The organism is Streptomyces sp. NPDC048211, assembly GCF_043202315.1.
Taxonomy (GTDB): domain Bacteria; phylum Actinomycetota; class Actinomycetes; order Streptomycetales; family Streptomycetaceae; genus Streptomyces.
Map to the genome: position 1 here is coordinate 158,630 of NZ_JBIDAD010000006.1, position 26,714 is coordinate 185,343.

At 72.9% G+C, this 26,714-nt stretch carries 19 protein-coding genes; 12 read left to right on the plus strand and 7 right to left on the minus strand.

Annotated features, from left to right (window positions below):
• Nucleotides 1-4: 4 nt before the first annotated feature.
• Together ACGFZA_RS23010 and ACGFZA_RS23015 are read right to left on the minus strand one after the other, a co-directional pair.
• Nucleotides 5-1,720: a SpoIIE family protein phosphatase gene (locus tag ACGFZA_RS23010; RefSeq protein ID WP_393681558.1), complete on the minus strand. Its 1,716-nt coding sequence runs from the start codon at nt 1,718-1,720 to the stop codon at nt 5-7.
• Between the two features lie 442 nt (nt 1,721-2,162).
• Nucleotides 2,163-2,924, minus strand: a complete 762-nt coding sequence (locus ACGFZA_RS23015) for an AraC family transcriptional regulator (protein WP_385277980.1) — start codon at nt 2,922-2,924, stop codon at nt 2,163-2,165.
• A 179-nt stretch (nt 2,925-3,103) separates the two neighbouring features.
• Here ACGFZA_RS23015 and ACGFZA_RS23020 point away from each other — a divergent pair, with 179 nt between their 5' ends.
• Nucleotides 3,104-4,210, plus strand: a complete 1,107-nt coding sequence (locus ACGFZA_RS23020; protein ID WP_393681907.1) for an MFS transporter — start codon at nt 3,104-3,106, stop codon at nt 4,208-4,210.
• Here the strand turns inward: ACGFZA_RS23020 and ACGFZA_RS23025 are convergent, their stop codons facing one another.
• Nucleotides 4,211-4,918, minus strand: coding sequence for an alpha/beta hydrolase (locus ACGFZA_RS23025; protein ID WP_393681560.1), 708 nt, complete (start codon nt 4,916-4,918; stop codon nt 4,211-4,213).
• Nucleotides 4,919-5,014: 96 nt separating this feature from the next.
• Between ACGFZA_RS23025 and ACGFZA_RS23030 the strand changes: the two genes are divergently transcribed.
• The 5 genes from ACGFZA_RS23030 to ACGFZA_RS23050 all read left to right on the plus strand — a co-directional run bounded on the left by ACGFZA_RS23030 (nt 5,015) and on the right by ACGFZA_RS23050 (nt 9,531).
• Entirely contained in the window at nt 5,015-5,500 is a 486-nt protein-coding gene (locus ACGFZA_RS23030) for a peroxiredoxin (protein WP_385277976.1), read from the plus strand.
• 106 nt (nt 5,501-5,606) lie between these two features.
• Complete coding sequence (locus tag ACGFZA_RS23035; protein WP_385277974.1) at nt 5,607-6,116, plus strand: hypothetical protein; 510 nt, start codon at nt 5,607-5,609, stop codon at nt 6,114-6,116.
• 76 nt (nt 6,117-6,192) lie between these two features.
• Nucleotides 6,193-7,632, plus strand: coding sequence for a flotillin family protein (locus ACGFZA_RS23040; protein ID WP_385277972.1), 1,440 nt, complete (start codon nt 6,193-6,195; stop codon nt 7,630-7,632).
• Nucleotides 7,633-7,804: 172 nt separating this feature from the next.
• A complete protein-coding gene (locus ACGFZA_RS23045) occupies nt 7,805-8,275 on the plus strand; it encodes a cation:proton antiporter regulatory subunit (protein WP_266780289.1) in 471 nt (156 codons plus the stop codon).
• Between the two features lie 2 nt (nt 8,276-8,277).
• Entirely contained in the window at nt 8,278-9,531 is a 1,254-nt protein-coding gene (locus ACGFZA_RS23050; protein WP_385277970.1) for a cation:proton antiporter, read from the plus strand.
• A gap of 25 nt (nt 9,532-9,556) precedes the next feature.
• Here the strand turns inward: ACGFZA_RS23050 and ACGFZA_RS23055 are convergent, their stop codons facing one another.
• A complete protein-coding gene (locus tag ACGFZA_RS23055; protein ID WP_385277968.1) occupies nt 9,557-10,108 on the minus strand; it encodes a MarR family winged helix-turn-helix transcriptional regulator in 552 nt (183 codons plus the stop codon).
• Nucleotides 10,109-10,238: 130 nt separating this feature from the next.
• Between ACGFZA_RS23055 and ACGFZA_RS23060 the strand changes: the two genes are divergently transcribed.
• On the plus strand, nt 10,239-10,766 hold the full coding sequence (locus tag ACGFZA_RS23060; protein ID WP_393681565.1) for a nitroreductase family deazaflavin-dependent oxidoreductase: 528 nt from the start codon (nt 10,239-10,241) through the stop codon (nt 10,764-10,766).
• Between the two features lie 19 nt (nt 10,767-10,785).
• Here the strand turns inward: ACGFZA_RS23060 and ACGFZA_RS23065 are convergent, their stop codons facing one another.
• Both ACGFZA_RS23065 and ACGFZA_RS23070 read right to left on the minus strand, forming a co-directional pair.
• Nucleotides 10,786-12,327, minus strand: a complete 1,542-nt coding sequence (locus ACGFZA_RS23065) for an MFS transporter (RefSeq protein ID WP_393681567.1) — start codon at nt 12,325-12,327, stop codon at nt 10,786-10,788.
• 256 nt (nt 12,328-12,583) lie between these two features.
• Nucleotides 12,584-13,669 carry a PucR family transcriptional regulator gene (locus ACGFZA_RS23070; protein WP_385277962.1) on the minus strand — a complete coding sequence of 362 codons (1,086 nt, stop codon included), beginning with the start codon at nt 13,667-13,669 and terminating at the stop codon, nt 12,584-12,586.
• Nucleotides 13,670-13,973: 304 nt separating this feature from the next.
• Between ACGFZA_RS23070 and ACGFZA_RS23075 the strand changes: the two genes are divergently transcribed.
• The 5 genes from ACGFZA_RS23075 (at nt 13,974) to ACGFZA_RS23095 (ending at nt 24,716) form a co-directional block, all read left to right on the plus strand.
• On the plus strand, nt 13,974-14,648 hold the full coding sequence (locus ACGFZA_RS23075) for a hypothetical protein (protein WP_393681569.1): 675 nt from the start codon (nt 13,974-13,976) through the stop codon (nt 14,646-14,648).
• Between the two features lie 147 nt (nt 14,649-14,795).
• Nucleotides 14,796-16,925 carry a flotillin family protein gene (locus ACGFZA_RS23080; protein ID WP_393681571.1) on the plus strand — a complete coding sequence of 710 codons (2,130 nt, stop codon included), beginning with the start codon at nt 14,796-14,798 and terminating at the stop codon, nt 16,923-16,925.
• 183 nt (nt 16,926-17,108) lie between these two features.
• Complete coding sequence (locus ACGFZA_RS23085) at nt 17,109-22,037, plus strand: DNA repair ATPase (RefSeq protein ID WP_393681573.1); 4,929 nt, start codon at nt 17,109-17,111, stop codon at nt 22,035-22,037.
• A gap of 30 nt (nt 22,038-22,067) precedes the next feature.
• Nucleotides 22,068-24,071: an NAD-binding protein gene (locus ACGFZA_RS23090; protein WP_393681575.1), complete on the plus strand. Its 2,004-nt coding sequence runs from the start codon at nt 22,068-22,070 to the stop codon at nt 24,069-24,071.
• A gap of 66 nt (nt 24,072-24,137) precedes the next feature.
• Nucleotides 24,138-24,716: an exonuclease domain-containing protein gene (locus tag ACGFZA_RS23095; protein ID WP_393681577.1), complete on the plus strand. Its 579-nt coding sequence runs from the start codon at nt 24,138-24,140 to the stop codon at nt 24,714-24,716.
• On the opposite strand, the gene trpS is transcribed toward ACGFZA_RS23095, so the two are convergent.
• A complete protein-coding gene (gene trpS, locus ACGFZA_RS23100) occupies nt 24,713-25,750 on the minus strand; it encodes a tryptophan--tRNA ligase (protein WP_385277950.1) in 1,038 nt (345 codons plus the stop codon). The two genes, ACGFZA_RS23095 and trpS, sit on opposite strands and share 4 nt — an antisense overlap.
• Nucleotides 25,751-26,714 lie beyond the last annotated feature (964 nt).

Genomic DNA, 26,714 nt, shown 5'->3' on the forward strand with positions numbered 1-26,714 from the left:
GGGCTCAGCCCGTCGCGCAGCCGCCGTCCGGGGCCCGCGCACGTGATGCCATCACCGCGATGTCGTCCTCGGCGCCCGGGCCGAAGCGGTCGAGCACCGCGTCGAGCAGTTCCTCCAGATCGCCGCTCCCCGGCAGGGTCAGCTCCTTGAGCCGGCCGACGGACACGTCGATGTCCTCGCCGCGCCGCTCCACCAGTCCGTCGGTGTACATGAACAGCACCGTTCCCGGTCCGCACTCCACCCTCGTCGTCCGGTAGCCGCCGAATCCGGTGCCGAGCGGCGGGCCCGCCGGCACGTCGCCCAGCCAGGTGCCGGCCGGGCCGGGGTCGATGAACAACGGGGGCAGATGGCCGGCGCTCGACACCTGGCACACCCCGCCGGCCCGGTCGACGACGGCGACCAGACAGGTCGCCGCCCGGTCCAGTCCGGACCGCTCGACCATCCGGTCGAGCTGCTCCAGGATGCGGTGCGGCGGCAGCTCCTCGTCGGCCAGCAGCCGCAGCAGGGAGCGGTAGTGGCTCATCGCGACGGCCGCCTCGACGCCGTGCCCCATCACATCGCCCATCGCCTTGAGGTGGCGCCCGTCGGGCAGCGGGATCACGTCGAACCAGTCGCCGCCGACCAGCACGCTCCGGTCGGCCGGCAGGTAGCGGGTGGCGATCTCGATGTGCGGGTGCGGCGGACGCGGCTCGGAGAGCAGGGAGCGCTGGAGTTCCAGAGCGATGGTGTGCTCGTGGGTGAAGCGGCGCGCGTGGTCGAGGTCGACGGCGGCCCGGCCGGCGAGCTCCCGGGCGACCACCACGTCCTCGTCCGTGAAGACGGGCGAGTCCCCCGCCCTGACCAGGCCGAGGACGCCGATCGGGCCGCCGCGCACGGCGACCGGCACGATGACCGCGGAGTGCATCCCGAGGGCCCGGTAGACGGCGACGCGTTCGGGGGACGGTGCGGAGCGGCCGAGCTGTTCGTCACCGGTGAGGTTCTCGACGACGGGCTGGTTGGCGGCCAGACAGCGCGGTACGGCCGCGTCCTCCTGGTAGTCGACGTAGTCACCGGTGACGCCGAACTGCGCGACCGCGTCGCGCAGCGCCGGCACCGCCGTCAGCGCCGCCCGGCGCAGCCGGACCACCCCGGCAGGTGCGGGACGCACGGGCGGGGCGACGTCCGGCGGGAACACCTCGACGGTGGCGAGGTCGGCGAGGCCCGGGACGACGAGGTCGACGAGTTCGGCGCAGGTGGTGTCCATGTCCAGGGTGGTGCCGATGCGGGTGATCGCGGTGTCCAGGAGGTTCAGATGGCGCCTGGCCTGGGCCAGCTGGCGCTGCTCCTCGTCGGACGCCATGACCTCCAGCACGATCCCGGCGACGCCCACGACCTGGCCGGCCACCTCCAGCCGGTGGTAGGCCCCGTGCCAGTAGCGCTTGGCGGAGCCGGACGCGGCCGGGGTCCGGCCGCTGGAGGTGATCTCGCGCGCCCGGCCGTCGGCGAGGACCGCGCGCATGAGGTCCTCCCGGGCGTCGACCTCGGGAAGCACCTCGGCGACCGTACGGCCCAGATGTGCGGCTGCCGGGATGCCGTTGAGCCGTTCGAGGGCGGGGTTCACGTACAGATAGCGCAATCGGGTGTCGAGGACGCCCACCCCGGCCGTGGTGCCGTCGATCAGGGCCGCGAGCGCCACGATGTCGAGCGGCGAAGGGATGTCGGCGTGCGCATCGGCCAGCAAGGCAACCTCCAGGGGCAGGGCGCGGGCCGCCCGACTGCCCGGCCCTTCATCGTCGGCCGACCGCACCCCGCCCGCATCCCCAGACCACTCGCCGCGCCGCCCGTTTCCGTGCACCGGCATCGCGCCGCCGGTCTCCGGCTTCCCCCGGAGACGGCGAATCATCCAGCTGTACGCGCTGCCGGTCTTCCGGCACCTGAGGACTGTCCCGCAATTCCTGGCGGGCGCACGACGACAGCTACGGCACCTCGCCGCGTTGTCGAAACGCCCGAATACATCCAGTATGCGGGCGCCCCTCCGCCTTGCGATGCACCGCATCTGACGCCGCGCGCTGATCCACCAGGAATTGCGGGACAGCCCTTGGTCTTCGGCTCGTACGGCACGACGATCGACGACGACGCCACCGACCGGCTGATCACGCACGGGTGGACATGTTCCTGGGCTACTACGCCCCGCCCGTGCCGCCCGACGCGTAGGACCCGGGCGTGGTGCCGAACGCGTGCCGGAAGGACTGGATGAACGCGCTCGGCCCGCTGTAACCGCACGCCACGGCCACCGCGGTGACCGATCCGCCCGACGCCAGCAGGGTCAGCGCGTGGTGCAGCCGGAGCTGGGTGCGCCACTGCGGGAACGACATCCCCGTCTCCGCACGGAACAGCCGGCTCAGGGTGCGGGACCCCGCGCCGACGGCCGCGCCCAGCTCGGTGAGGGTCCGCCCGTCCGCCGGGTCGTCCCGCAGGATCCGGGCGATGTCCCGCAGCCGCGCGTCGGCCGGTGACGGCAGGCAGACGCCGAGCGGTTCGACCCGGCGCAGCCGGTCGAGCGCGACCCGCTCCAGATTGCGCCGCTGCCGTGCGTCCCCGATCAGCTCCGCGTCGTCCGTCAGGCAGGCCACGACCTCCCGCAGCAGCGGGGTGACGGCCAGTACCGTCGGCCGGTCGAGCCGCAGCGGGTTGTCCTCCGGGCCGAAGGACAGCGCCCTCAACTCCGTGGGACCGAAAGCCAGATGGGCGTGGACCACGCCGGCCGGGATCCACACCGCCCGGTGCGGCGGCACGACCCACGCCCCCAGCGGTGTGGACACCTCCAGCACCCCGCGGGACGGGCAGACGAGCTGGTGTTCCAGATGGTGGTGACGCTCGATGCGCTCCTGGTGCGCGAGCGGCACCCGGGCCGGGCCGTGGAGCGTTCGGCAGGTTGGCGACATAGGTCGGCAGAATATCGATAGCCCGCTGGTGGGCGTCCCCGGAATGCTCGAAGGGACCCCAGCAAGGAGCCGCGTTCATGACCGGTCCGACCGCCCGCCCCACCCCGCCCGCCGACACCTCCTCCCTGTCCTCACCCCCCGCCGCCGGGCCGCCCGCATCCGCCTGGCGCCGGATGCGGATGTGGGGCGCCGCGCACGCCGTGGACGACCTGTACCAGGGCCTCGTCCCCGCCTGCGTCCCGTACTTCGTGCTGGACCGCGGCTACAGCTATGTCGCCGCCTCGGGACTCACCCTCGCGGCGGCCCTGGGCAGTTCGGTCCCCCAGCCCTTCATCGGCGTCGCCGTGGACCGCTACCGGCTCGGCCGGCTCGCCCCCGCCGGACTGGCCGTCGCCGGGATCGGCCTGGGCCTGTCCGGTCTGGTCCGGCCCTACGCGGCGGTCTGGCTGCTGATCCTGCTGTCCGGCCTGGGCGTGGCGATGTTCCACCCGGCCGCCGGCAAGGCGGCCCGGGAGGCTGCCGGGGACAGCGCGTCCGCGATGAGCGTCTTCGCCGCCGGCGGCAGTGTCGGCTTCTTCCTGGCTCCGGTGCTGGCGACCCCGCTCCTCGTCGCGATGGGAGTGGGCGCGACGGCGCTCTTCATCCCGCCCGCCGTCCTGATGGCCTTCGTCCTGCTCCGGCACCGCCCCGCCGCGACCGCCCCGCACAGGGCGGTGCGGGCGGGGCGGGACCGCTGGCGGCCGTTCCTCGTCCTCACCGCCATCGAGGTGGTGCGGTCGGTGGCGTTCTTCGGCGCGATCACGTTCATCGAGCTTTTCTGGATCCGCCATCTGCACTCCGGCCGGGGCATCGCGGGCGTGGCGCTCGCCTGCTTCCTCGTCGGCGGAGTGGCCGGCACGCTGCTGGGCGGCCGGATCGCCGACCGGATCGGCATGGTCCGTACGGTCCAGCTCGGCGGCCTGCTCGCCGTACCGGCCCTGATCGCCCTGCGGCTGGCCCCGGGCACGGTCCTGCCGCTCGTCTTCGCGGTCCTGGCGGGCCTCGCGCTGAACATCCCGTTCGCCGTCCTGGTCAAGCTCGGCCAGGACTACCTGCCGGGCCGCCCCGGTACCGCGGCGGGCGTCACCCTCGGACTGGCCGTCAGCATCGGCGGGCTGATCGCGCCCGCGCTCGGGGCGGCGGCCCAGGCGTACGGGCCGCAGGGCGTGTTCACGATCCTGTGCGCGGTCCCGGCCCTCGCCCTGGTGCTCGGCCTGTTCCTGACCGAACCGGACACCGGGGGCTGATCACCGCGGGCCGCCCGCCACGGGCAACCGGTCCAGATCCACCGTCCCCTCGTCGGCCGTGGCACCCGGCGGCAGCCGCAGCGCCCCGGCCACGGGCCCGGGCAGCGGCGCCCGGTCCAGCAGCCCGGCGACCAGAGCGGTCGTCAGGCGGTGCCAGGCCGGGCCGCGTCGGAGCATCGCGTGGTCGCCGCCGTCGACGGTGACCAGGCACGTCCGGGCGCCGTCCTTCCTGGCCCGTTCGGTGAGCGCGCGGGAGTCCGCGGGTTTCGTGACGCGGTCGCGGGTGCCGTGCACCAGGACGACGTCCCGGCCGGCGAGCTGGGCGACCGGGTCACCGGGCGGGCACCACGGGGCGAGGCCCACCACGCCCCGTACCAGCGGATGTCCGGCGGCGGCCAGGGCGGCACGGCCGCCCATCGAGTGCCCGAGCAGCACGACCGGGACCTCCCCCGCCGTACGCCGCAGGTCGTCCAGGGCACGTACGGCGTCGTGCAGCGGATCCGCCCGGTCGCCGTTCCAGCCCCGGTGGCCGTACCGGACGGCCCGGACCAGTACGTCCCCGGGCAGCGCGCCCCGCAGGCCGCGTGCGAACGGCCGCATCCGCACCCCGGGCAGGTTGAGCGGTCCTGGCGGCGGCACGCCGAGACCGGTCTCCCGGCCTCCGTGCAGGACCAGTACCGCGGCCGCCGGCGGGCGTGGTTGCGTCATACATACCTCCGGGTGCGGTGATCGAAGCCGTACCGAGCATGCTGTACGGAGCGCGGGCAGCACGCTCGCGCAGCGCCGGACAGCGAAGGACATCACATGGGATCGTCACCTCAGATCGGCTCGCAGGTCCAGGACTTCACCCTCGCGGGGGGCGCCCTCGACGGGGACACCTTCGAGCGCCGCGCGTACACCCTCTCCGCCGCGCGCGGCCGGGCTCTCGTCCTCGCGTTCTACCCGGGCGACAACACGGCCGTCTGCACCAAGCAACTCTGCTCGTACTCCTCGGGGATGGAGACCTTCGAAGGGCTCGACGCGGAGGTCTGGGGGATCAGTCCACAGGATGTGGACAGCCACGAGTCGTTCGCCCGCACCCACGGGCTGCGCATGCCGCTCCTCGCGGACCCGGGCCGCGAGACGGCCCGCGCGTTCGGGGTGGCGGCGCCCGGCATCGGGGTGCGGCGTGCGGTGTTCCTGATCGACGCCGAAGGAGTGCTGCGCTGGAAGCACGTGGCGCTGCTCGGTGCCACATTCCAGTCACTGGACACCCTGGCGGAGCATCTGTCCGGCATGCGTAACAGCTAGAACACTGCCGGGACACGGCAGTGTCGGCGCTCGGGGATGTATGGGACCATCCAGCCAGTTGGACGGAAACCTCCGGGGGATTCCGGCAGCCGGGAGGGGTGATCACGTGACCTTGTTTCTCGGTCTCGGCATCGCGGGAATCGCGCTTCTCGCCCTGTCGCTGATCTTCGACGGAATCCTCGAAGGGCTCTTCGGGGGGCTTCTGGAAGGCCTCTTCAGCGGGCTGGTCTCCCTTCCGGTGATCGCCGGTTTCCTCTCGATGCTCGGTTTCGGCGGCGCCATCGTGCTCGGCACGACCGGCGTCGGCACGATCGCCGCCACCGCCGCCGGAGTGCTCGCCGGACTCGTCGCCGCCTGGCTGACCTGGAAGTTCAGCCGGGCCCTGATGCGGGATCAGACCCATGCCACACCACGGGACGAGGACCTCGTCGGCACGTCGGGGTCCGTGGTCACGGCCATTCCGGCCGACGGCTACGGGGAAGTGCTGCTGCGCCTCGGGGGGCAGCCCGTGAAGCTCTCGGCGAAGAGCCACGTGCCGGTCGCACGCGGCACCGAGATCTGGGTCGAGGCCACGCTCTCGACCACCTCGGTCTCGGTCCGTCCCGTCGAACGCTGAGCCGGCCCGCCGGCCCGCACACCACCGCTCGCCACAGAACTGCCGTCCCCGTCGGGCGGCAGAGGGGGACAACCTGATGAGTCCAGTCCTGATCGCCATCGTCGGAGTCGTCGTACTCCTCTTCCTGCTCGCCCTCGCCGTCATCACCCGTTACAAGGTCGCGGGACCCAGCCAGGCGTTCATCATCACCGGCCGCCGGGGCAAGAAGTCCGTCGACCCGGTGACCGGGCGGTCCAGCATCGACAACAGCGGCCAGAAGGTCGTCGTCGGCGGCGGCGTCTTCGTCGTGCCGTTCGTCCAGCAGAAGTTCACCCTGGACCTCTCCAGCCGGCACATCCCCGTCGCCGTGCGCGGGGCCGTCACCCTGCGCGGGGTGAAGTCCCACCTCGAAGGCGTCGCGATCGTCAAGGTCGGCGGCAGCGAGGACTCCATCCGCGCCGCCGCCCAGCGCTTCCTCCAGCAGCAGGACGGCATCGTCCGCTTCACCCAGGAAGTGCTCTCCGGCGCGCTGCGCGCCATCGTCGGCCGGATGTCGGTCGAGGACATCATCCGCGACCGGGCCGCGTTCGCCGGCCAGGTGGCGGAGGAGGCCGAGGCGAGCCTGTCCGGGCAGGGCCTGATCCTGGACGCCTTCCAGATCCAGGACATCACCACCGAGGGCTCCTACCTGGAGGACCTCGGCCGCCCCGAGGCCGCCCGCGCCAAGCAGGAGGCGGACATCGCCGAGGCGATCGCCCGGCGCGCCTCGGAGCAGGCCCGGCTGAAGGCGGCCGAGGAGATCGCCATCGCCGAGCGGACGTTCTACCTGAAGCAGGCCGAGATCAAGGCCGAGACGGAGGCCGCAGCCGCGATGGCGGCCGCCGCCGGTCCGCTCGCCGAGGCCGCGCGTCAGCAGGAGGTCCTCACCGAGCAGGAGAAGGTGGCCCAGCGGCAGGCGGCCCTGACGGACCGCGAGCTCGACACCCGGGTCCGCAAGCCCGCCGACGCCGCCCGGTACCAGGCCGAGCAGGAGGCCGAGGCCCGGCGTATCGCGCAGGTCAAGGAGGCCGAGGCGGACGCCGAGCGCTCCCGGCTGACCGGTCAGGGCGAGAAGCTGCACCGCTCGGCGCTCGCGGACGCCGTGCGCATCGAGGGCGAGTCCGAGGCCGCCGCCATCGCCGCGAGGGGCGCCGCCGAGGCCGAGGCCATGCAGAAGAAGGCCGACGCCTTCAAGCAGTACGGCGACGCGGCCGTCCTGCAGATGCTCGTCGAGGTGCTCCCGCAGGTCGTCGCCAAGGCGGCCGAGCCGCTGAGCGCCATCGACAAGCTGACGGTGATCTCGACGGACGGCGCGAGCCAGCTGTCGCGCACGGTCACGGACAACGTCGCCCAGGGCATGGAACTCCTCAGCTCCACCACGGGAGTCGACCTCGCCGCCCTGCTGCGGAACCTCAAGGGCGCGGGCCCGACGGCAGAGGTCCCGGCCCAGCAGTCCACCGCCACCACGCAGAACGGAAAGATCGAGATCGCCGACTGACGCCTCGCGTCGACCATCGGGTGCCCGGCCGGTGTCGCACCGGCCGGGCACCCGTGCGTTCGGGGACCGGAAGACCGGCCAACAAGGCGGCGGGACCCTCCGGATAAGGTAATGGGCGGCTAAAGAGATCACCAAGTACGTCAGAGCACACCGCGCTCCTCGGGAGGAAGCCATGGGAACCCACCGCACCACGCTGCCCGGAGTCGGCGTGCAGTACGACTACACCACCGAGTCGGGACAGCACATCTCCGTCGTCGTCCACCACGACGGGCGCCGGTTCATCGGCTTCTACGACCAGGACGATCCCGATTCCTGCCGGCTCTCCGTACCCCTGACTCCACAGGAGGCCACCGGCCTCGCCCACCTCATCGACGCGGCGCCGATCGACGCCGTGCGGACCGAGGGCATCGACCTGGTCACCGAGCACATCCCGCTCGGGACGCGTTCCCCGTACGGCGGCCGGCTGCTCGGGGACACCCGGGCACGGACCCGGACCGGGGCCTCGATCGTGGCGGTGCTGCGGACCCACAGCGCGCATCCGTCGCCCGGGCCGGACTTCCGGCTCGCCATCGGGGACACGCTCGTCGCCGTCGGTACGCGGGAGGGCGTCGACACGCTCTCCGAGATCATTGCGGAGGGCTGACCGTGCACGACACGACCGCACTGCTGGTGGAGCTCGGCTCCGTCATCCTGGGGCTGGGCATCATCGGCCGGTTCGCCGGCCGGATAGGCCTCTCCCCGATCCCGCTCTATCTGCTGGCCGGACTCGCCTTCGGCGAGGGCGGACTGCTGCCGCTCGGCGCGAGCGAGGAGTTCACCGCCGTCGGCGCCGAGATCGGCGTCATCCTGCTGCTGCTCCTGCTGGGACTCGAATACAGCGCCTCCGAACTCGTCACCAGTCTCAAGACCCAGTACCCCTCCGGGGCCGTGGACTTCGTGCTCAACGCGACCCCGGGCGCCGTCGCGGCCCTGCTGCTCGGCTGGGGGCCGGTGGGGGCCGTGGCGCTGGCCGGCGTCACCTGGATCTCCTCGTCGGGCGTGATCGCCAAGGTCCTCGCGGACCTGGGCCGGCTCGGCAACCGGGAGACTCCGGTCATCCTCGGGGTGCTGGTCATCGAGGACCTGTCGATGGCCGTCTACCTTCCGCTGCTGACCGCGATGCTCGCGGGCGTCGGCTTCGCCGGGGGCAGCATCGCGCTGCTCGTCGCCCTCGGCACGGTCGGGTTCGTGCTCTACCTGGCGCTGCGGCACGGGAGGCTGATCAGCCGGGCCGTGTCCTCCGACAACCCGGAGATGCTGCTGCTCGTGGTGCTCGGACTGACCGTCCTGGTCGCCGGGGTGGCCCAGCAGTTGCAGGTGTCGGCGGCCGTCGGCGCGTTCCTCGTCGGCATCGCGCTCTCCGGTGAGGTCGCCGAGGGCGCGCGCAAGCTGCTGACCCCGCTGCGGGACCTCTTCGCCGCCGTCTTCTTCGTGTTCTTCGGTCTCTCCACCGACCCCGCGGAGATTCCGCCGGTGCTGCTGCCGGCCGCGCTGCTGGCCGTCGTCACCGTCTTCACCAAGATCGCCACCGGCTGGTACGCGGCCCGGCGGGCGGGCATCGGTTCGCGCGGGCGCTGGCGGGCGGGCGGCACACTCGTGGCCCGCGGCGAGTTCTCCATCGTGATCGCCGGACTGGCCGTGGCCACCGAGCCCCGGATCGGGCCCATCGCCACCGCGTACGTCCTCATCCTCGTCATCGTGGGCCCGCTCACCGCACGCTGGACCCAGCCGGCGGTCGAGCAGATCCGGAAGTGGCGCGGCAAGGACGCCGGCCCGGCCGCCACTCCCGGTGAGCCCGGCGCGGTCCCCGCCCGGACGACGGCGACCCCCCAGGAGGAGCTGGCCACGTCCGCGGACTGACCCGCGCCCGTGCTGCCGGCGGCCGTCAGCCGTCGTGGGGGGCGGTGAGGTCGGGCGCCCAGCCCAGGGGGTAGGCGTCCGCGCCGCCCCCGGGCACGGCCGGCTCACCGCCCGCCGCGGTGAACGCCGTCAGCGCGTCGATCAGCGCGGTGCACTGCTCCGGCGCGAGGCGTTCGACGATGGCCGCGATCTCCCGGCGGCGGGCGGACGTCACGTCCTCCACCAGCCGCCACCCCTCGGGCGTCACCCGCAGCGAGGTCTCCCGGCGGTTGGCCGGGTTGACCTGCCGTTCCGCCAGACCGGCGGCGATCAGCCGGTCCACCATGCGCATCGCGGTCGACGGGTTCACGCCGAGCCGCTCGGCGAGTGAGACCAGCTTGGCGTCCCCGTGCGTGGCCAGCACCACGAGCAGCCGGAACTGGGGCAGCGTCACCCGGTCCTCGACCGTCGCCAGCGACCGGGCGGACACCGCCACCAGCAGCCGCGACGCCGTGAGCACCGCGCGCGTCACCGCGTCGACGTCGTCCCTGTCCGGGGCGGACCGTCGTTCCTGAGATGACTGTTCGTGCGCGGCCATGCCTCTTTGTACCGTGCGGAACGGCCGTACTCGAATCCTGGCCGTACCGACGCCGAAACGGTGTCGAACCGGTACCGAATCCCTCGCACACGACCATGACACCACCATTGGACTGTGCAAAGTTTGCACAGTGACGCATGAATCCGCATCTTCGCCCGGACCGCACCGCCCGCCGCTGCCGACCGGACTGCGGCGCACCGCCGCCCGGCTGCCCGTCCATATGTTCCGCGCGGGCCTCGGCCCCCTGTTCCGGGGCCGGCTGCTGCTCCTCGTCCACACCGGGCGCACCACGGGTCTCTCCCGGCGGACGGTGATCGAGATCGTCGAGTCCGCGACCGTGGACGGCCGGCGGAGCTGGACGGTCGCCTCCGGCTTCGGCCCCGGCGCCGACTGGTACCGCAACCTGCTCCGTACCCCGCACGCCACCGTGCAGGTCGGCCGCGGATTCCACGCCGTGACGGCGCACGCCCTGCCGGCCGAGGAGGGCGGCAGGCTGATGGCGCGGTACGCGCCCCGCCACCCCCGGACGGCCCGCAGGCTCTCCGCGCTCATGGGGTTCACGGTCGACGGCAGCGCGGAGGACTACCGCCGGGTGGGCGAGTCCATCCCGTTCCTCACGCTGGTGGAGGGCACCGGCCCCGCCCGGAGCAGCCGCTGAGGCCGTGCCTCCGGCCGCCTCACGCCCGCGCCGCCTCCGGTTCCGCCAAGTGGGGCCGGGGCGCGCCCCGACGGTAGAGGACCACAGTGACCAGCAGCCCGAGGGCGAAGAAACCCGCCGACCACCAGTAGGCGGTGGAGTAGCTCTCCAACTGGGCCTGGGCGACCGCGGCCGGGGTGGGCCTGCGGCCCACCAGGTAGTCGGTGGCGGCGCTGGTGGCCAGGGTGTTGAGCAGCGCCGTACCGATGGACCCGCCGACCTGCTGGCTGGTGTTGACCATCGCGGAGGCCACCCCGGCATCGCGCGGCGCGACTCCGGCCGTGGCCAGGTTCATCGCCGTGGCGAAGATCATGCCGAGCCCCAGACCCAGACAGATCAGCGGGGGCAGCACATGGGCGAGGTAACTGCTGCTCAGGTCCAGGGTGGTCAGCCACGCCATGGCTGCCGCCGAGATACCCATGCCGAGGGGCACGATCGGCTTGGCCCCGAACCGCGGCACCAGCGTGTTGGTCGTCGTCACGGACGTCACGATCATGACGGCGACCATGGGCAGGAAGGCCGCTCCGGTGGAGACCGGCGAGTACAGCAGGCTCTTCTGGAGGTAGTACGTCAGGAACAGGAACACGCCGAACATGCCGGCGCCGGAGATGAACATCGCAAGGAACGACGCCGCACGGTCCCGGTCCAGCACCACGCGCAGCGGCAGCAGCGGATGCAGGGCCCTGGTCTGCCACCACGCGAACGCGGCCACGAGCACCGCACCGGCCACCAGGAACCCCCAGGTCTGGGGTGAGCTCCAGGGGTTCGTCTCGGCCTTGGAGAAGCCGAACACGATGCAGAAGAGGCCGGCGGAGACCAGCACGGTCCCCGGGATGTCGAGCTTCGGGCGGTCGGCGGGGGCGCCCGCGGTGAGCAGGCGCGAGCCGCCCACGAAGGCGAGGGCCGCGAACAGCAGGTTCACGTACAGGCACCAGCGCCAGTCCAGGTACTCGGTGAGCACCCCGCCGAGCAGCAGCCCCACCGCACCGCCCGCGCCGGCGATGGCACCGTAGATCCCGAAGGCCTTCGCCCGTTCCTTGGGCACGGTGAACGTCGTGGTCAGGAGCGAGAGCGCGGCCGGCGCGAGGAGTGCGCCGAACATGCCCTGCAGGGCGCGGGCCAGCACCAGGATCTCGAAGCTCGGTGCGGCGCCGCCGATGGCCGAGGCGACCGCGAAGCCGACCAGCCCGGTCAGGAACACCAGCCGGCGTCCGACCAGGTCGGCGATGCGCCCGCCGAGCAGCAGCAGCGAGCCGAAGGCGAGGGCGTACGCCGTCACGATCCACTGACGGTTCCCGTCGCTGAAGCCGAGGTCCTGCTGGGCGGAGGGCAGCGCGATGTTCACGATCGTCGCGTCGAGGACGACCATCAGCTGGGCCAGCCCGATCACGCCCAGCACCCACCACCGGTGGGAGGGCCCGCGCTCCTGGCCGGGTTCCGCCCGGGACGCCGGCTCGGTGGCCACCCGCCCTCGCCGCCCGCCTCCGGCCGGTTCCCCTGACTGACGTGCATGACGGGCCATGGTGCGGTTCTCCCTCGCTGCACCGGAATCCCCCGACTGATCACGCTAGGCGGAGGACGGCATCCCCGCATGCGGGGAGCCCGTCGAGGGGCGACGCTGCCGTCACCCGGCAGCGGGGAGGGTGACGGGGCCTTCGGGGCCCGGACCTCGGAGGGGGCCGGGGCAGGACTCGGACCTCGGGCGGTCTCCGGGGCTCGGACACCGGAGGGCGGCGGGCGGTCTCCGAGGGCCCGGACGCCGGAGGGCCTCCGGGGGCTCAGACCTCCTTGGCCGGCCAGTCCAGCAGCCGGGCCCCGATCACCGCGGTCTGCAGGGTGTAGCGGTGCATCGGGTCGGACGGGTCGGAGCCGGTGAGCTGATGGATCCGCTCCAGCCGGTAGGTCAGCGCCCGCACGCTCAGCGCCAGCCGCCGGGCCGTCTCGGCCGCGACGCAGCCCGCGTCGAAGTACACGGAGAGCGTCTTCAGGAGCGGCTCCGCGCCGCCCCGCGCCTGCTGGAGCGGGCCGAGTTCGCTGCGCACCAGATCGGCCATCGCCTGCCGGTCGCGGGTCAGCACGGGATAGACCAGCAGATCCGCCGCGTAGAGCACGGGGTCGTCCAGACCCATCCGGTCCGCCAGGTCGAGCGCGTCGAGCGCCTCGTCGTACGACTGGACCACACCGCCGGGTCCCCGGTGAGGACGGCCGACGGCCACCCGGCCGCCGTCCGTCGCCGCGTGCGACTGCTTGGCGAAGTACCGCAGGACATCGGGCTGGCTGCCGGGGGCGATGCAGATCAGCCGGCCGTCCTTCGTCGTGAGGAGGATCTTGCGTCCGCCGAACCGGGCCAGCAGCGCCGACTCCACCTGCCGCGGCACGATGTCGGTCTCCGTGTACGCCTCCGGGCCCGCCGCCACCGCGACCGCGTGGGCGCGGGAGAGCCGCAGCCCGAACCGGGTGGCGCGCTCGGCGAGCCGCCCCAGATCGCTGCGTCCGTACAGAAGGTCGTCGATGAACTCCCGGCGGGCCGCCTCCTCCCGCCGGACGGTGAGGCGCTGGGCCCGCTCGAAACCCTCGGCGAACGCGTCGACCGTCTGCTCCACCGCGGCCAGCACGCTCTCCGCGGACGCGGCGGTGGCGGCAGCGGTCGCTCCGGGGACGGCGGCCGGCCAGGTGGTACGCGTCGCGGCCAGATGCATGCGGACCAGCGCACGGAGCTGGTGTCCGGCCTCGGCGGCCTCCCGGCCGAGGGTGCGGCGCGCGTCGAGCTCCTCCCGGGTGAGCCGACGGCCCGAGACGGCCACCTCGCCCAGTATCCGGGCGTAGCCCTGCAGAAAACTGTCGGGAATCTCCGGCTCCGCCACGCCCCCGCCTCCCCTCCTGATGCGTCATTGATATTTGCATAACGCCTCTGCGCGCATGCCGGTGCCCGGCATCGAGCGCGGAGAAAGACTGCCGGACTCCGGCAATGCGCCCGGCCGGCCGTGGATGACACGATCCTGTCAGCACCGACCGGGGGACCACGGGGGAAACACGGGGGTGCGGGGGGACGGGGGAAGGCCCGGCTGTCGCGGTGCCGTTGGGACGGCGCCGCGGCTCCGGGGCCACCGTCGGACCCCACGACACGCACCGGCACAACCGCCGGTACAGCGGGCAGGGGGTGGACCGATGCAGGAGTTTCTGACCGCAGCGCTGTCCTTCCCGGCCATGCTCTTCTCCGCGGCCCTGGTCGTCGTCATCGCCTTCTGGCTGCTCGTCCTGGCCGGCGCGGCCGACCACCACAGCTTCGACGCGGACCTCGACACCGATCTCGCCGGGATCGGCGGCGTGCCCGTCACCGTCTCGGTCTCCCTGGTGGTGGCCGTCGGCTGGTTCACCACCCTGACCGGTTCGGTCCTGCTGCACCGCAGCGACGCCACCGGAACCACCCGGGCCGCGCTCGCCTCCGGCATCCTCGCCGGCGCGCTGCTGGTCGCCTGGGCCGTGGTGCGGCTGCTGGTGCGCCACTTCCGCCGCTTCTTCGCCGACGAGCCTCCTCCATCGCGCCAGGACTTCCTGGGCCGGGTCTGCACGATCCGTACCGGCTCGGTCGGTACCGACTTCGGCCAGGCCGAGGTCGCCGCGGCCGACGGATCCACCGCGATCGTCCAGGTACGCCAACTGGCGACGGCCGAAACGGCGCTCACCGCGTTCACGGCGGGGAGTGCGGGGCTGCTGTACGCGTACGACGAGGCCGGCGAGTTCTTCTGGGTCTCCCCGTACGACCGTGCGCTCGACCCGGGACCGCCGCCGGCTCCGGAGCGTCCGCACCGGCGCACTCCGCCCGGCCGCCGCACCGCCTGATCCGGGCGCCCGCCCGAACCCGCACCGCCCACCCGTCGTGCCGTCCCGTGCTGCCCCACGCCGCCCGGCCGGTGCACCGCGCGCGCCCACGTCGTCTCTTCCTCTTCCTCCTCTCCCTTTCCGTACCACCAGCCGCCAAGGACTGTCATGGAAGCCATCTCCTTGGGCCTCGGCCTGCTCATCGCCGTGGTCCTGCTCGTCGCGATCGCCCTGATGCTGATCGTCACCCGGCTCTTCCGCAAGGTGGAGCAGGGCAAGGCCCTGATCATCTCCAAGACCAAGAAGGTCGACGTGACCTTCACCGGCGCGGTCGTCCTGCCGGTGCTGCACAAGGCCGAGTACATGGACATCTCGGTGAAGACGATCGAGATCCGGCGCACCGGGCGCGAGGGGCTGATCTGCCAGGACAACATCCGCGCCGACATCCACATCAACTTCTTCGTCCGGGTCAACAAGACCGTCGAGGACGTCATCAAGGTCGCCCAGGCCATCGGGACCGAGCGGGCCAGCGACAAGGTGGAGATCCAGGAGTTCTTCGCATCGAAGTTCTCCGAGGCCCTCAAGACCGTCGGCAAGCAGCTGGACTTCGTCGACCTCTACACGAAGCGCGAGGAGTTCCGGGACCGCATCATCCGGGTCATCGGCACCGACCTGAACGGGTACCACCTCGACGACGCGGCGATCGACTTCCTTGAGCAGACCCCGATGGCCCAGCTCGACAGCGCCAACATCCTCGACGCACAGGGCATTCGGAAGATCACCGAGCTGACCGCCATCGAGCACGTGCGGACCAACGAGTTCCAGCGCACCGAGCAGAAGGAGATCACCCGGCAGGACGTGGACGCCCGGGAGACCATCCTGGAGCTGGAGCGCCGGCAGGCCGAGGCCGAGATCAAGCAGCGCCGCGAGGTGGAGACGCTGCGCGCCCGCGAGGAGTCCGCGACCGCCCGGGTCCAGGAGGAGGAACGGCTGGGCGCCCAGACCGCGTTCATCCGGACCGAGGAGCAGCTCGGCATCCAGCGGGAGAACCAGGCCCGGGAGATCGCCGTCGCGCAGAAGAACCGCGAGCGGGTCATCGCCGTGGAGAACGAGCGCATCGAGAAGGACCGGCTGATCGAGGTCATCGGGCGCGAGCGGCAGACCGAACTCAACCGCATCGCCGCGACGAAGGAGGTCGAGGCGGAGCGCCGCGAGGTCGCCGACGTGATCCGCGAACGCATCGCGGTGGACCGTACGGTCGCCGAGCAGGAAGAGTCCATCAAGACCCTGCGGTCCGTCGAGGAGTCCGAGCGCACCCGCAAGTCCGTCATCATCGCCGCGGAGGCGGAGGCCCAGGAGCAGCTGGTCAAGGACATCAAGGCGGCGGAGGCCGCCGAGGCCGCGGCCACCCACCGGGCCGCCGAGCAGCTGACGCTCGCCGAGGCGCGGCTGAAGACCGCGGACCTCGACGCACGGGCGAAGCTGCGGCTGGCCGAGGGGGTCCAGGCGGAGGCGGCGGCGCCCGGACTGGCGGACGTGCGGGTGAGGGACGCGGCGGCCGAGGTCATCGAGAAGACCGGCCTGGCCGAGGCCGAGGCGACGTCCGCCCGGCTCAGGGCCGAGGCGGAGGGCTCCCGGCTCAAGGCGCTCGCGGCGGCCGAGGGCACCCAGGCCCAGGCGACGGCCGACGCGGCGATGATCGGCGAGAAGCTGAAGGCCGAGGCGGCGGGTCTCACGGACAAGGCGGCCGCGATGGCGGCGCTGGACGACGCGTCGCGCGGGCACGAGGAGTACCGGCTGCGGCTGGCCGCGGAGAAGGAGATCCGGCTCGCGGGTCTTGAGGTCCAGCGCCAGGTCGCCGAGGCGCAGGCGACGGTGCTGGCCACGGGTCTGGAGAACGCCGACATCGACATCGTCGGCGGGGAGTCGGTCTTCTTCGACCGGCTGGTGTCGTCCATCTCGATGGGCAAGAGCCTCGACGGGTTCGTCGAGAACTCCGACACCGCGAAGGCGCTGGGCGGGGCGTGGCTGAACGGCACGTCGTCGTTCACGGACGACCTGACGCGGGTGCTGGGCTCGGTGTCGTCGGGTGACGTGCAGAACCTGACGGTGTCGGCGCTGCTGATGCGGATGATGGCTGCGCCGGGGGCGGGCGGCGCGGATCAGGTACGCCAACTCCTGGACCACGCACGGTCCCTGGGCCTGGCGGACGTACCGATCGGCGGCGCGGTGCCGAACCCGGCTGCGGCCCCGGCCCCGTCCCCGGCCCTGTCCCGGAACGGTACGCCGGTGGGGTAGCGGGGTCCGTCCGTCCTCAAACGCCGGACGGGCTTGGTGTGCAGCCCGTCCGGCGCTTGAGGACAGACAGCCGGAACCACCACCCGCACACCCCGGAACCCGGCACCGCATCAAGCCCGTCCGGCGCTTGCGGACAAGAGCCGGCCGCAGGCCACACATCCGCCCCGTAAGGAGCCGCACCGCATGGACACCGCCACCCCGCCACCCCCGGACGGCCCCGAGGACGGGGTCTACGACGTGCTGCGGCGGCGGCTCCGCACCCAGGCCGCCGAGCTCGCCCGCCGTGCCGAGGCGCTCAACGAGCGCAGGACCGAGGAGTTCGGCTCCACCGGACTGCGCCTGCTCGGCAGCGAGCGGGTCCGTACCGAGCAGCCCTCCATCCCCCGCGACCTCGTCGCGATCGGCGGAGACCTCCTGTTCGGCTTCGAGCGCGGCCCCGGCCGGAGCGACGCGCCCGCAGTCACCGACGTCCTCGCGCTGTACGGCCCCGGCCTCGCCCCGGGCAGCGACCGGCTGCTCAACGACGAAGCACTCGTACGCGAGTTCACCGGCCTGCACCGCTACTACCGCGACGCCCGGCTGCTCCGCCTGCGCCGTACCGACGGCCGGCTCCTCGCCGTGTTCCGTACCGGCGACACCGCCGAGGACATCCGCGTCCTGCGTTGGGCGCTCGACGCCGACGGTTCACCCGGCGCCTTCCTCGACGCCCGCGGCGAGCGCGACCACGTGTTCCCGCCGTCGCACGACTTCACCTGGACCGTCGCGGGGCGCGAGGCACACGTCCCCGGCCGGCACCCGCACATCGCCATCGGCACCGGGGACCGGGACCGCGCCCCGCTCTTCGTCTCCACGCTCGGTGGTCATCTCACGCTCAAGACCGCCGACGACACGGAGACCCCCGACGGGATCTACCGGGAGCCGGTCACCGAACCCCTCCAGTCGCTCGCCGACGCCGAGGTCGCCTACGCACAGAGCGGTCCGCTCGTGCTGCTGCGCATCCGTCCGTACAAGGAGGAGTCCTGGCGCCATCTCGTCTTCAACCGGCTCCTCGGCACCGTCCAGCGGCTGGACGGGATCGGCCCCGCCTGCCACCGGCTCCCCGAGGACCAGGGGATCATCTTTCCCGGCGGCTACTACCTGACCGCCGGCACCGCCAAGACCTTCGACATCGCCCGGCCGCTCACCGACCCGGTCTTCGAGGGCGCCGTCCGGTCCCCCAACGGCGAGGACGTCCTGTACGCGTTCCGTTCGCGGGAGGACGGGCGCAGCCTGCTGCTCCCGTACAACGTGATCCGGCAGGAGGTCGCCACCCCGCTCCAGGGCCGCGGCCACGCACTGCTCGACGACGGCACGCTGGTGCTTCTGCGGGACCCCGTGGAGGGCCCCGACAGCGGTCCCGCCCGGGTTCACCCGGTGCAGCGCTGGCAGACGCCGTACGTCTCCGACACCTACGCCGCCTCCCGCCCCGTCGGGACGGGACCGCTCGCCCGGGTCGGCAACGCCGATCTCGTGCGCGGTATCTCCGACTGCCTCGCCCTCGCGCACAGCGCCGACGGGACCACGCCGACCGACGCCGTGTACGCGCAGCTGGTCGCCGACTGCTCCCGGACCGCCGACCGGTACCACTGGCTGGAGGAGAGCGAACTCGGCTCGCTCGCTGAGCCGTTGGCGTCGCTGCGCGACACCGCACAGCAGGTGCTCGCCGAGTTCGGCGCCGTACAGGAGCAGACCCGGCGGGCCGCCGACGCGCTCGCCGAGACTGCGGACCGGATCACGGCACTCGTGCGACGGGTCCGCGGCGAGGTCCCGCGGTCGGCCGTGGAGTGGGTCGACCGGCTGACCGAACTACGGGCGGCACAGGGCCATGTGGCGACGCTCGAAGAGATGCGGTACGCGGACACCGGGAAGATCGCCGAACTCGCCGCCGCCACCGCCGACGGCCTCACCGCGGCGGGCCGGCGCGCGGTCGCGTTCCTCTCCGGGGACGACGCGTTCGCCGGATACCACGAGGACGTCGCCCGGCTCACCGAGGAGGCCGCCTCCCTCGCCACCGTCGCTGACGCCACCGCGCTCGGCGAGCGGCTGGCGGGCCTGACGGACGGGCTGGGCACGGTGACGGACGTCGTCGCCGGGCTCGACATCGGTGACGGTGTGGTCCGCACCTCCATCCTGGAACGCATCGCGGAGGTGCTCGGCGGGGTGAACCGGGCCCGCGCCACCCTCGACGCCCGCCGGCGCGCGCTGCTCGACCAGGAGGGCCGGGCCGAGTTCGCCGCCGAGTTCGCCCTGCTCGGGCAGGCCGTCACGGCCGCGCTGGCCGCCGCGGACACCCCGGGCGCCTGCGACGACCAGCTCGCCCGGCTGCTGCTCCAGCTGGAGAACCTGGAAGGCCGGTTCGCCGAGTTCGACGACTTCCTGGCCGAGCTGGGCGAGCGGCGGACGGAGGTGTACGACGCGTTCTCGGCCCGTCGGCAGACCCTTCAGGACGCCCTCGCCCGCCGGACCGAACGCCTCGCGGCCTCGGCCGCCCGCGTGCTGGAGACCGTCGCGCGCCGCGGTTCCGCGCTGTCCGACACGGACGCCGTGCACACGTACTTCGCCTCCGACCCGATGGTCGCCAAGATCCGCCGCACCGCCGATGAGCTGCGCGGGCTCGGCGACACGGTCAGGGCCGAGGAGCTGGAGGGACAGCTGCTGGCCGCCCGCCAGGAGGCGGGCCGGGCCCTGCGCGACCGCAGCGAGCTGTACGCGGACGGCGGGGCGACGATCCGGCTGGGCCGGCACCGCTTCGCGGTGAACACCCAGCCGTTCGAGCTGACGCTGGTGCCGCAGGGGGACGGGCTCGCGTTCGCCGTCACCGGAACCGACTACCGGGCCCCGGTCACCGATCCCGACTTCATCGCCACCCGCCCCTACTGGGACCAGCTGCTGCCCTCCGAGTCCCCGTCCGTCTACCGGGGCGAGCACCTGGCCGCCCGGCTCCTGTCCGAACACGGCGCGGACCGGCTGGGCTCCCTGGACCACGGTGAACTGGGCGCTCTCGTAAGGGAGTCGGCCGCTGCCTCGTACGACGAGGGGTATCAGCGCGGTGTCCACGACGAGGACGCCACCGCGATCCTGGCCGCCCTGCTGCGGCTGCACGCGGCCGCGGGGCTGCGGCGCATCCCGCCCGCCGTGCGGGCCGCCGCCCAGCTGTTCTGGGCGTACGGGACGGACGACGCACGCCGGACGTCCTGGACGCGCCGGGCCCGCTCACTGGCGCGCGCCCGCGAGACCTTCGGCCTCACCCCGGCCATAGCCGCCCTCCAGGAGGAGTGGGCCGCCGTGATCCCCGGGGACGGCTCCCACACCGTCGCCGCCTATCTCTTCGAGGAGCTGACGAGCGGACCTGCGGGGTTCGTCACCGCCGTATCCGTCCGCACCTTCCTCGACAAATTCCGCCGTACGACCGGCACTTCGGCGTACGACGAGGATCTGTCCGCTCTCGTGGACGATCTGCCGGCCCGCCGCCAGCTCGTCGAGGGCTGGCTCACCTCGTACGCCCGGGCGAGCGGGACGGACCTGGACGCGGGCGATCTCGCGGAGGCCGTCGCCGTCGAGCTGTGCCCGGAACCGCTCCTGACCCGGTACGAGGGCGACGCGCCCCTCACCACGACCGTGGACGGCCTCCTCGGCGTCCACCCACGCATCGAACGGGGCCGGCTGACCCTACGGATCGATGAACTCCTGGCACGGACCGAGAAGTTCCGCACCCTCACCGTCCCCGGCTTCCGCTCCTACCAGCGACAGCGCACCGCGCTGGTCACCGCCGAGCGCGCCCGGCTGCGGATGGACGACCACCGGCCGCGGGTCATGTCCGCCTTCGTCCGCAACCGGCTGCTCGACGAGGTGTACCTCCCGCTGATCGGCGACAGCCTCGCCAAACAGCTCGGCACCGCCGACCCCGGCCGGCGCACCGACTCGCAGGGCCTGCTGCTGCTCGTCTCGCCGCCCGGCTACGGCAAGACGACGCTCATGGAGTACGTGGCCGACCGGCTCGGGCTGGTCCTCGTCAAGGTCAGCGGCCCCAACCTCGGCCACGACGTGACCTCACTGGACCCCGCGCAGGCCCGCAGCGCGACCGCGCGTCAGGAGATCGAGAAGATCAACTTCGCTCTGGAGGCGGGCAACAACACCCTGCTCCACATCGACGACATCCAGCACACCTCTCCCGAGCTGCTCCAGAAGTTCATCCCGCTCTGCGACGCCACCCGCAGCATCGAGGGTGTGCGGGACGGCGAGCCGCGCCGCCACGACCTGCGGGGCAAGCGGTTCGCGGTGTGCATGACGGGCAACCCGTACACCGAGTCCGGGGAACGGTTCCGGGTCCCCGACATGCTCGCCAACCGGGCCGACGTCTGGAATCTGGGTGAGGTGCTGAGCGGACGCGAGGACGTCTTCGCGCTGAGCTTCGTCGAGAACGCGCTGACCGCGAACCCCGTGCTGGCCCCGCTCGCCGGACGGTCCCGCGAGGACCTCGCACTGCTCCTGCGACTGGCCTCCGGCACCGACACCACGGCCCCCGCGGACCGGCTCCAACACCCCTGCACACCGGCCGAGGTGGACCGGATCACCGCCGTGCTCCGCCATCTGCTGCACGCCCGCGACACCGTCCTCGCGGTCAACGCCGCGTACATCGCCTCGGCCGCCCGGACGGACGCGACGCGCACCGAGCCGCCGTTCCGTCTCCAGGGCTCATACCGCAACATGAACCGCATCGCCGAGCGCATCGTGCCCGTGATGAACGACGCCGAGCTGTCCGCCGTCATCGACGACCACTACGCGGGCGAGGCCCAGACGCTCACCACGGGTGCCGAGGCCGCCCTGCTGAAACTCGCTTCTCTGCGCGGCACGCTGAGCGCCTCGCAGGCCGAGCGCTGGGCTGCCGTCACCGCTTCGTACGTACGCACCCAGGCGCTTGGCGGACCCGACGGCGACCCGCTGACCCGCGCGGTGGCCGCACTCGGCCTGCTCGCGGACCGGATCGCGGCCGTCGAGACGGCGATCAGCCGGGCGGCCGATCCGCGCCATATGCTCGCCCGGCCCCCGGCCGGGACACACGAGGACCAGTGACACCTGCCGGACTCCTGAAGGGAACAGGGCATGCTGGGTCATGTGTCTCCACTTCCGCAGCAGCCCCAACGTTCCCCGTTCTCCGGACACATGGTCGTCTGCGGCGACGACGCGCTCGCCCAGCGGCTCGCCGTGGAACTGCGGTACGTCTACGGGGAGCGCGTCACCCTGGTCCTTCCGCCGGAGCCCGGCGCGGCCGGACGCGAACTGCCGCTGAGCGGCCGCGGCCGGGCGGCCGCCCTCTTCGGCCGGATGTCGTCGGCGATGAGCCGCAACGGCGGGACCGGGGTGGGCAACGGCGGAACCGGCGGCGGGGACAGCGACACCAACGCCGGCGTGGAGGCGGTACGCATCCTCCAGGCGGCCGAACCCTCCTACGAGGCCTTCGAGGACGCCGGCGTCGGCACGGCCGCCGCCCTGGCCCTCGTCTACGACGACGACGAACGCAACATCCGTGCCGCGCTGACCGCCCGCAGGCTCAACCCCCGCCTCCGGCTGGTGATCCGGCTCTACAACCGCAAGCTCGGCCAGCATCTGGAGACCCTGCTGGACCAGGCGGCCGCCGTCGCCTCGCCCGGGCTGGACCACGCCGCGCTGGACGCCTCCACCACGGTCCTGTCCGACGCCGACACCGCGGCCCCCGCCCTCGCCGCGACCGCGCTCGCCGGGTCCAGCAAGGTGATCCAGGCGGAGGGCCTGCTCCTGCGGGCCGCCGAGCGCACCCCGCCCCGCGACGGCCAGGCCGTCCGGCCGGCCCTGTGCACGCTGGCCCTGCTCTCCTCCACCACTCATGACCCGGCCGGCACCGAGGGCTCCGACAGCAGCGGCGACGAAGGCCCCCGGCTCCTGCCCGACGAGGCTCAGGTGGCCGCCGCGACCGGGCGCGGGACCATCGTCCTGGAGGCCGTCAGCCAGTCGGGCCCCGCCGGCAGGGAACGAGGGATGGGCGGCCGGGGCGCACCCCTGAGCCAGGTCTTCTCACGACGGCTGCGCTGGTCCGCCCTGGGCGTCGGCCTGGCCGTCCTGGGCCTGGCGGTGGCGTCGTCCTTCACCACCGGGGACGATCCGCTGCACGCCACCTATCTGACCCTGCTCGACCTGTTCGCGATGGGCGACCCGGCGATCGGCGACCCGACCGCCCGCCAGATCATCCAGCTCCTCTCGGGCGTCGCCGGACTGATGCTGCTGCCCCTGCTCGTCGCCGGGGTGCTGGAGGCCTTCGGTTCGCTCCGCACGGCCTCGTCCCTGCGCCGGCCGCCACGCGGTCTGTCCGGGCACGTGGTGCTGCTCGGGCTCGGCAAGATCGGTACGCGTGTCCTCGTCCAGCTCCGCGAGCTCGGCATCCCCGTGGTGTGCGTGGAGGACGACCCGGACGCCCGCGGCATCCCGGTGGCGCGGCGGCTCCACGTGCCGGTGGTCATCGGGGACGTCACGCAGGAGGGCGTCCTGGAGGCCGCGAAGATCCGGCGCTCCCGCGCGCTGCTCGCCCTGACGAGCATCGACACCACGAATCTGGAGGCCGCGCTGTACGCCCGCTCGGTCAAGCCGGATCTGCGGGTGACGCTGCGGCTCTTCGACGACGAGTTCGCCACCGCCGTCTACCGCACCCTGCGCACCGCCCACCCGCAGGCGCTGACCCGCTCCCGGTCGGTCTCGCATCTGGCGGCGCCCTCGTTCGCCGTCGCCATGATGGGGCGGCAGATCCTCGGGGCGGTGCCGGTCGAACGGAAGGTGATGCTGTTCGCCGCGGTCGAGGTCGCCGGGCACCCGCAGTTGGAGGGCCGGACGGTGGAGCAGGCGTTCCGGGCCGGGGCCTGGCGGGTCCTCGCCCTGGACACGGCCCCGCCGGCCGACCGGCGGCCGGACCTGGCCGCGCCGGGAACGGGCGGCGGCACCGAGTCCCGTCCGGGCGGGCTGGTCTGGAACCTGCACCCGGGCTACGTCCTCCAGTCCACCGACCGGGTGGTCATCGCGGCGACCCGGCGGGGCCTGGCGGAACTCCTGCGCAGACGCGGTTCGTTGACCCGGTACTGACGTCGGGCGGGGCGCACCCTCGATATCCGGATGCCCGGTCCGCCCCGGCCTCCTACCCTGCCCCCCATGGACATCGGACCGGAGCCGCACCTCCTCAACGTCGTCGACATCGAGGCGACCTGCTGGGACGGGCAGCCGCCGCCGGGGGCGGTGAGCGAGATCATCGAGATCGGGCTGACGGTCGTCGACCTGCGCGCCCGCGAGCGCCTCGCCCGCCACCGCATCCTGGTCCGCCCGGCCCGCTCCTCGGTCAGCGCGTTCTGCACCGAGCTGACGGGCCTCACCCAGGCCGAGGTGGACACCGGGCTCGCCTTCGCCGACGCCTGCCGGCTGCTGGCGGCCGAGCACCGGGCCGGTGCCCGCCCCTGGGCGAGCTGGGGCGACTACGACCGCAACCAGTTCATCCGCCAGTGCCGGGCGACCGGCACCCCGTACCCCTTCGGCCGCCGCCACACGAACGCCAAGATCCCCTTCACCACCGCCCACGGTCTGCGCAGGCGCCCCGGCATGGCGCAGGCCCTCCGGATCGCGGGACTCCCGCTGGAGGGCCGGCACCACAGCGGCGCGGACGACGCGTGGAACATCGCGGCGCTGATCCTGGACGTGGTGGCCCGCGACGGCCGGCCGCCGGAGGACCACCGCTAGCGCAGGCCCCCCATCGCTTCCCGCACCTCTGCGAGCGTCGCGTCGGCGATGGCGTTGGCGCGCTCGTTGCCGGCCCGCAGCACGGACCGGACGTAGCCCATGTCCCGCGCGTACTCCGCCCGTCGGGCCCGCATCGGCGCCATCCGGCTGTTGACCGCGTCGGTCACGGTCCGCTTGAGAGCCGCCGCACCCCCGCCCCCGATCGCCTCGGCCACGTCGTGCGGGTCCCGGTCGAGACAGAGCGCGGCGAGCCGCACCAGTCCGGACACCCCGGGCCGCCCCTCGGGGTCGTACGTGATGTGCCGCTCGGCGTCCGTCGTCGCGCCCTTGATCAGGCGGGCGGTCGTGTCCTCGTCGGCGCTCAGCGCCACGGAGTTGGCGCGGCTCTTGCTCATCTTGGTGCCGTCGGTGCCGAGCAGCAGAGGCGCGGCGGAGAGCAGCGCCTCGGGTTCCGGGAACAGTGGTCCGTAGCGCTCGTTGAACCGCCGGGCGACGGTCCGGGTCAGTTCGAGATGGGGCACCTGGTCCTGCCCGACCGGCACCAGATTGCCCTTGCAGAACAGGATGTCGGCCGCCTGGTGGACCGGGTAGGTGAACATCAGACCGCTGACCGCGGCCTGCCGGGAGTGCGCGATCTCGTCCTTGACGGTGGGGTTGCGGCCCAGTTCGGCGACGGAGACCAGGCTCAGGAACGGCAGCATCAGCTGGTTGAGCGCGGGTACCGCGCTGTGGTTGAAGATCACCGAACGTTCCGGGTCGATGCCGACGGCCAGATAGTCCAGCAGCAGTCCCTCCATGACCGGGGTGAGCCGCTCGGCCACGTCGCGGTCGGTGAGCACCTGGTAGTCGGCGACGAGGACGAACACCTCCACCCCGAGGTCCTGGAGCCGCACCCGGTTGTGGAGGGTGCCGAAGTAGTGCCCGAGGTGGAGCGCCCCGGTGGGCCGGTCGCCGGTCAGGACGCGGAAGGCGGCGGGGTCCGCCCGGATCCGGTCGTCGAGCGTGACGGTGGGGGCGGGGTGCGTCGTGGTCATGGCTGGTCTCTCCTCGCGATGGTGGGTGCGTGGAGGACGGCCCCCGCCGGGCTCGGAGCCCGTACCGGAAGAGGCAGAGAAAAAGGGCCGTCCGTGACGAACGGCCCTGGTCCCGCGCTGAAGAGGTGGCCGCTCCTAGGAGGAGCGCCACCCGTTCCGGCACGGTACGGAGGTCATGGGCCGAGTTTAGCGGGGCGCCGGGGCGTGGGCGCGAGGACTTTCCGCCACCGCCAGGAGTTCGGCCATCCGCGCCGGAAGAGCACGAACAAGCACCCGTCCAGGTCCTCGACGGCGCGGGACCCGGCCCTCGGCGACTACGCCTGCGGGACGGGGCATGCCGTCCCGGCCAGCACCTCGTTGAACGCCGTGCTCCACCCTTCCTCCGGCCCCCGGTTGTCCTCCGCCCTCGACAGGAGCAGGACAGCGCACTGAGGAGGTGAGGGATCGCCGAACCTGGAAGTGGTCCGTACCCGGCCAGTCGTCGAGGCCCTTTCCGTCATACGGCCGGGGTCGTCCAGCAGTTCCAGGGCCACGATGTCCCGTGGTGCCGGGCAACCGCCTCGCGACGGGCACCGTCCACTCGCGCGCTCCGAGCCTTCCCAGCGCCAGAGCCGCGCGCCCTCCCAAGGCCTTGCTGTCGAGCAGGCCGCCGAGGAAGGGGCGACGCCGAGGTCACCGGACAGGCCCATCGCGTCCACGAGAGGTTCCGCTTCACCGAGAGCCCTGGCAAGCCGGTGCAACTCGGCGGCCGGGAGCCGAAGTTCGCGCTGCACCGCCGTGTACAGCAGATCCCGCCACTGTCGCCCTCGCTTGCACCCAGCAGCCGAATGAGCGCCGGGTCGCCCCGTTCACCGGTACGCAGGAGAAGCCACGACAGGTAACGCCGCTCCCCTGCGAAGCCCGGCCGTAGCGAGCCTCGACCGCGGCCGGCAGGTCGGGCGGCACGTCTTCGGCCAGCAAGAAC

Bases quoted from the DNA above. Each gene is read 5' to 3' on its own strand.
- ACGFZA_RS23020 (WP_393681907.1), top strand. From the start codon at position 3,104: ATGTGGGGCGCCGCGCACGCCGTGGACGACCTGTACCAGGGCCTCGTC.
- ACGFZA_RS23080 (WP_393681571.1), top strand. From the start codon at position 14,796: ATGGAAGCCATCTCCTTGGGCCTCGGCCTGCTCATCGCCGTGGTCCTG.
- ACGFZA_RS23040 (WP_385277972.1), top strand. From the start codon at position 6,193: ATGAGTCCAGTCCTGATCGCCATCGTCGGAGTCGTCGTACTCCTCTTC.
- ACGFZA_RS23055 (WP_385277968.1), bottom strand. From the start codon at position 10,108: ATGGCCGCGCACGAACAGTCATCTCAGGAACGACGGTCCGCCCCGGAC.
- ACGFZA_RS23015 (WP_385277980.1), bottom strand. From the start codon at position 2,924: ATGTCGCCAACCTGCCGAACGCTCCACGGCCCGGCCCGGGTGCCGCTC.
- ACGFZA_RS23025 (WP_393681560.1), bottom strand. From the start codon at position 4,918: ATGACGCAACCACGCCCGCCGGCGGCCGCGGTACTGGTCCTGCACGGA.
- ACGFZA_RS23095 (WP_393681577.1), top strand. From the start codon at position 24,138: ATGGACATCGGACCGGAGCCGCACCTCCTCAACGTCGTCGACATCGAG.
- ACGFZA_RS23090 (WP_393681575.1), top strand. From the start codon at position 22,068: ATGCTGGGTCATGTGTCTCCACTTCCGCAGCAGCCCCAACGTTCCCCG.
- ACGFZA_RS23045 (WP_266780289.1), top strand. From the start codon at position 7,805: ATGGGAACCCACCGCACCACGCTGCCCGGAGTCGGCGTGCAGTACGAC.
- ACGFZA_RS23030 (WP_385277976.1), top strand. From the start codon at position 5,015: ATGGGATCGTCACCTCAGATCGGCTCGCAGGTCCAGGACTTCACCCTC.
- ACGFZA_RS23065 (WP_393681567.1), bottom strand. From the start codon at position 12,327: ATGGCCCGTCATGCACGTCAGTCAGGGGAACCGGCCGGAGGCGGGCGG.
- trpS (WP_385277950.1), bottom strand. From the start codon at position 25,750: ATGACCACGACGCACCCCGCCCCCACCGTCACGCTCGACGACCGGATC.
- ACGFZA_RS23085 (WP_393681573.1), top strand. From the start codon at position 17,109: ATGGACACCGCCACCCCGCCACCCCCGGACGGCCCCGAGGACGGGGTC.
- ACGFZA_RS23075 (WP_393681569.1), top strand. From the start codon at position 13,974: ATGCAGGAGTTTCTGACCGCAGCGCTGTCCTTCCCGGCCATGCTCTTC.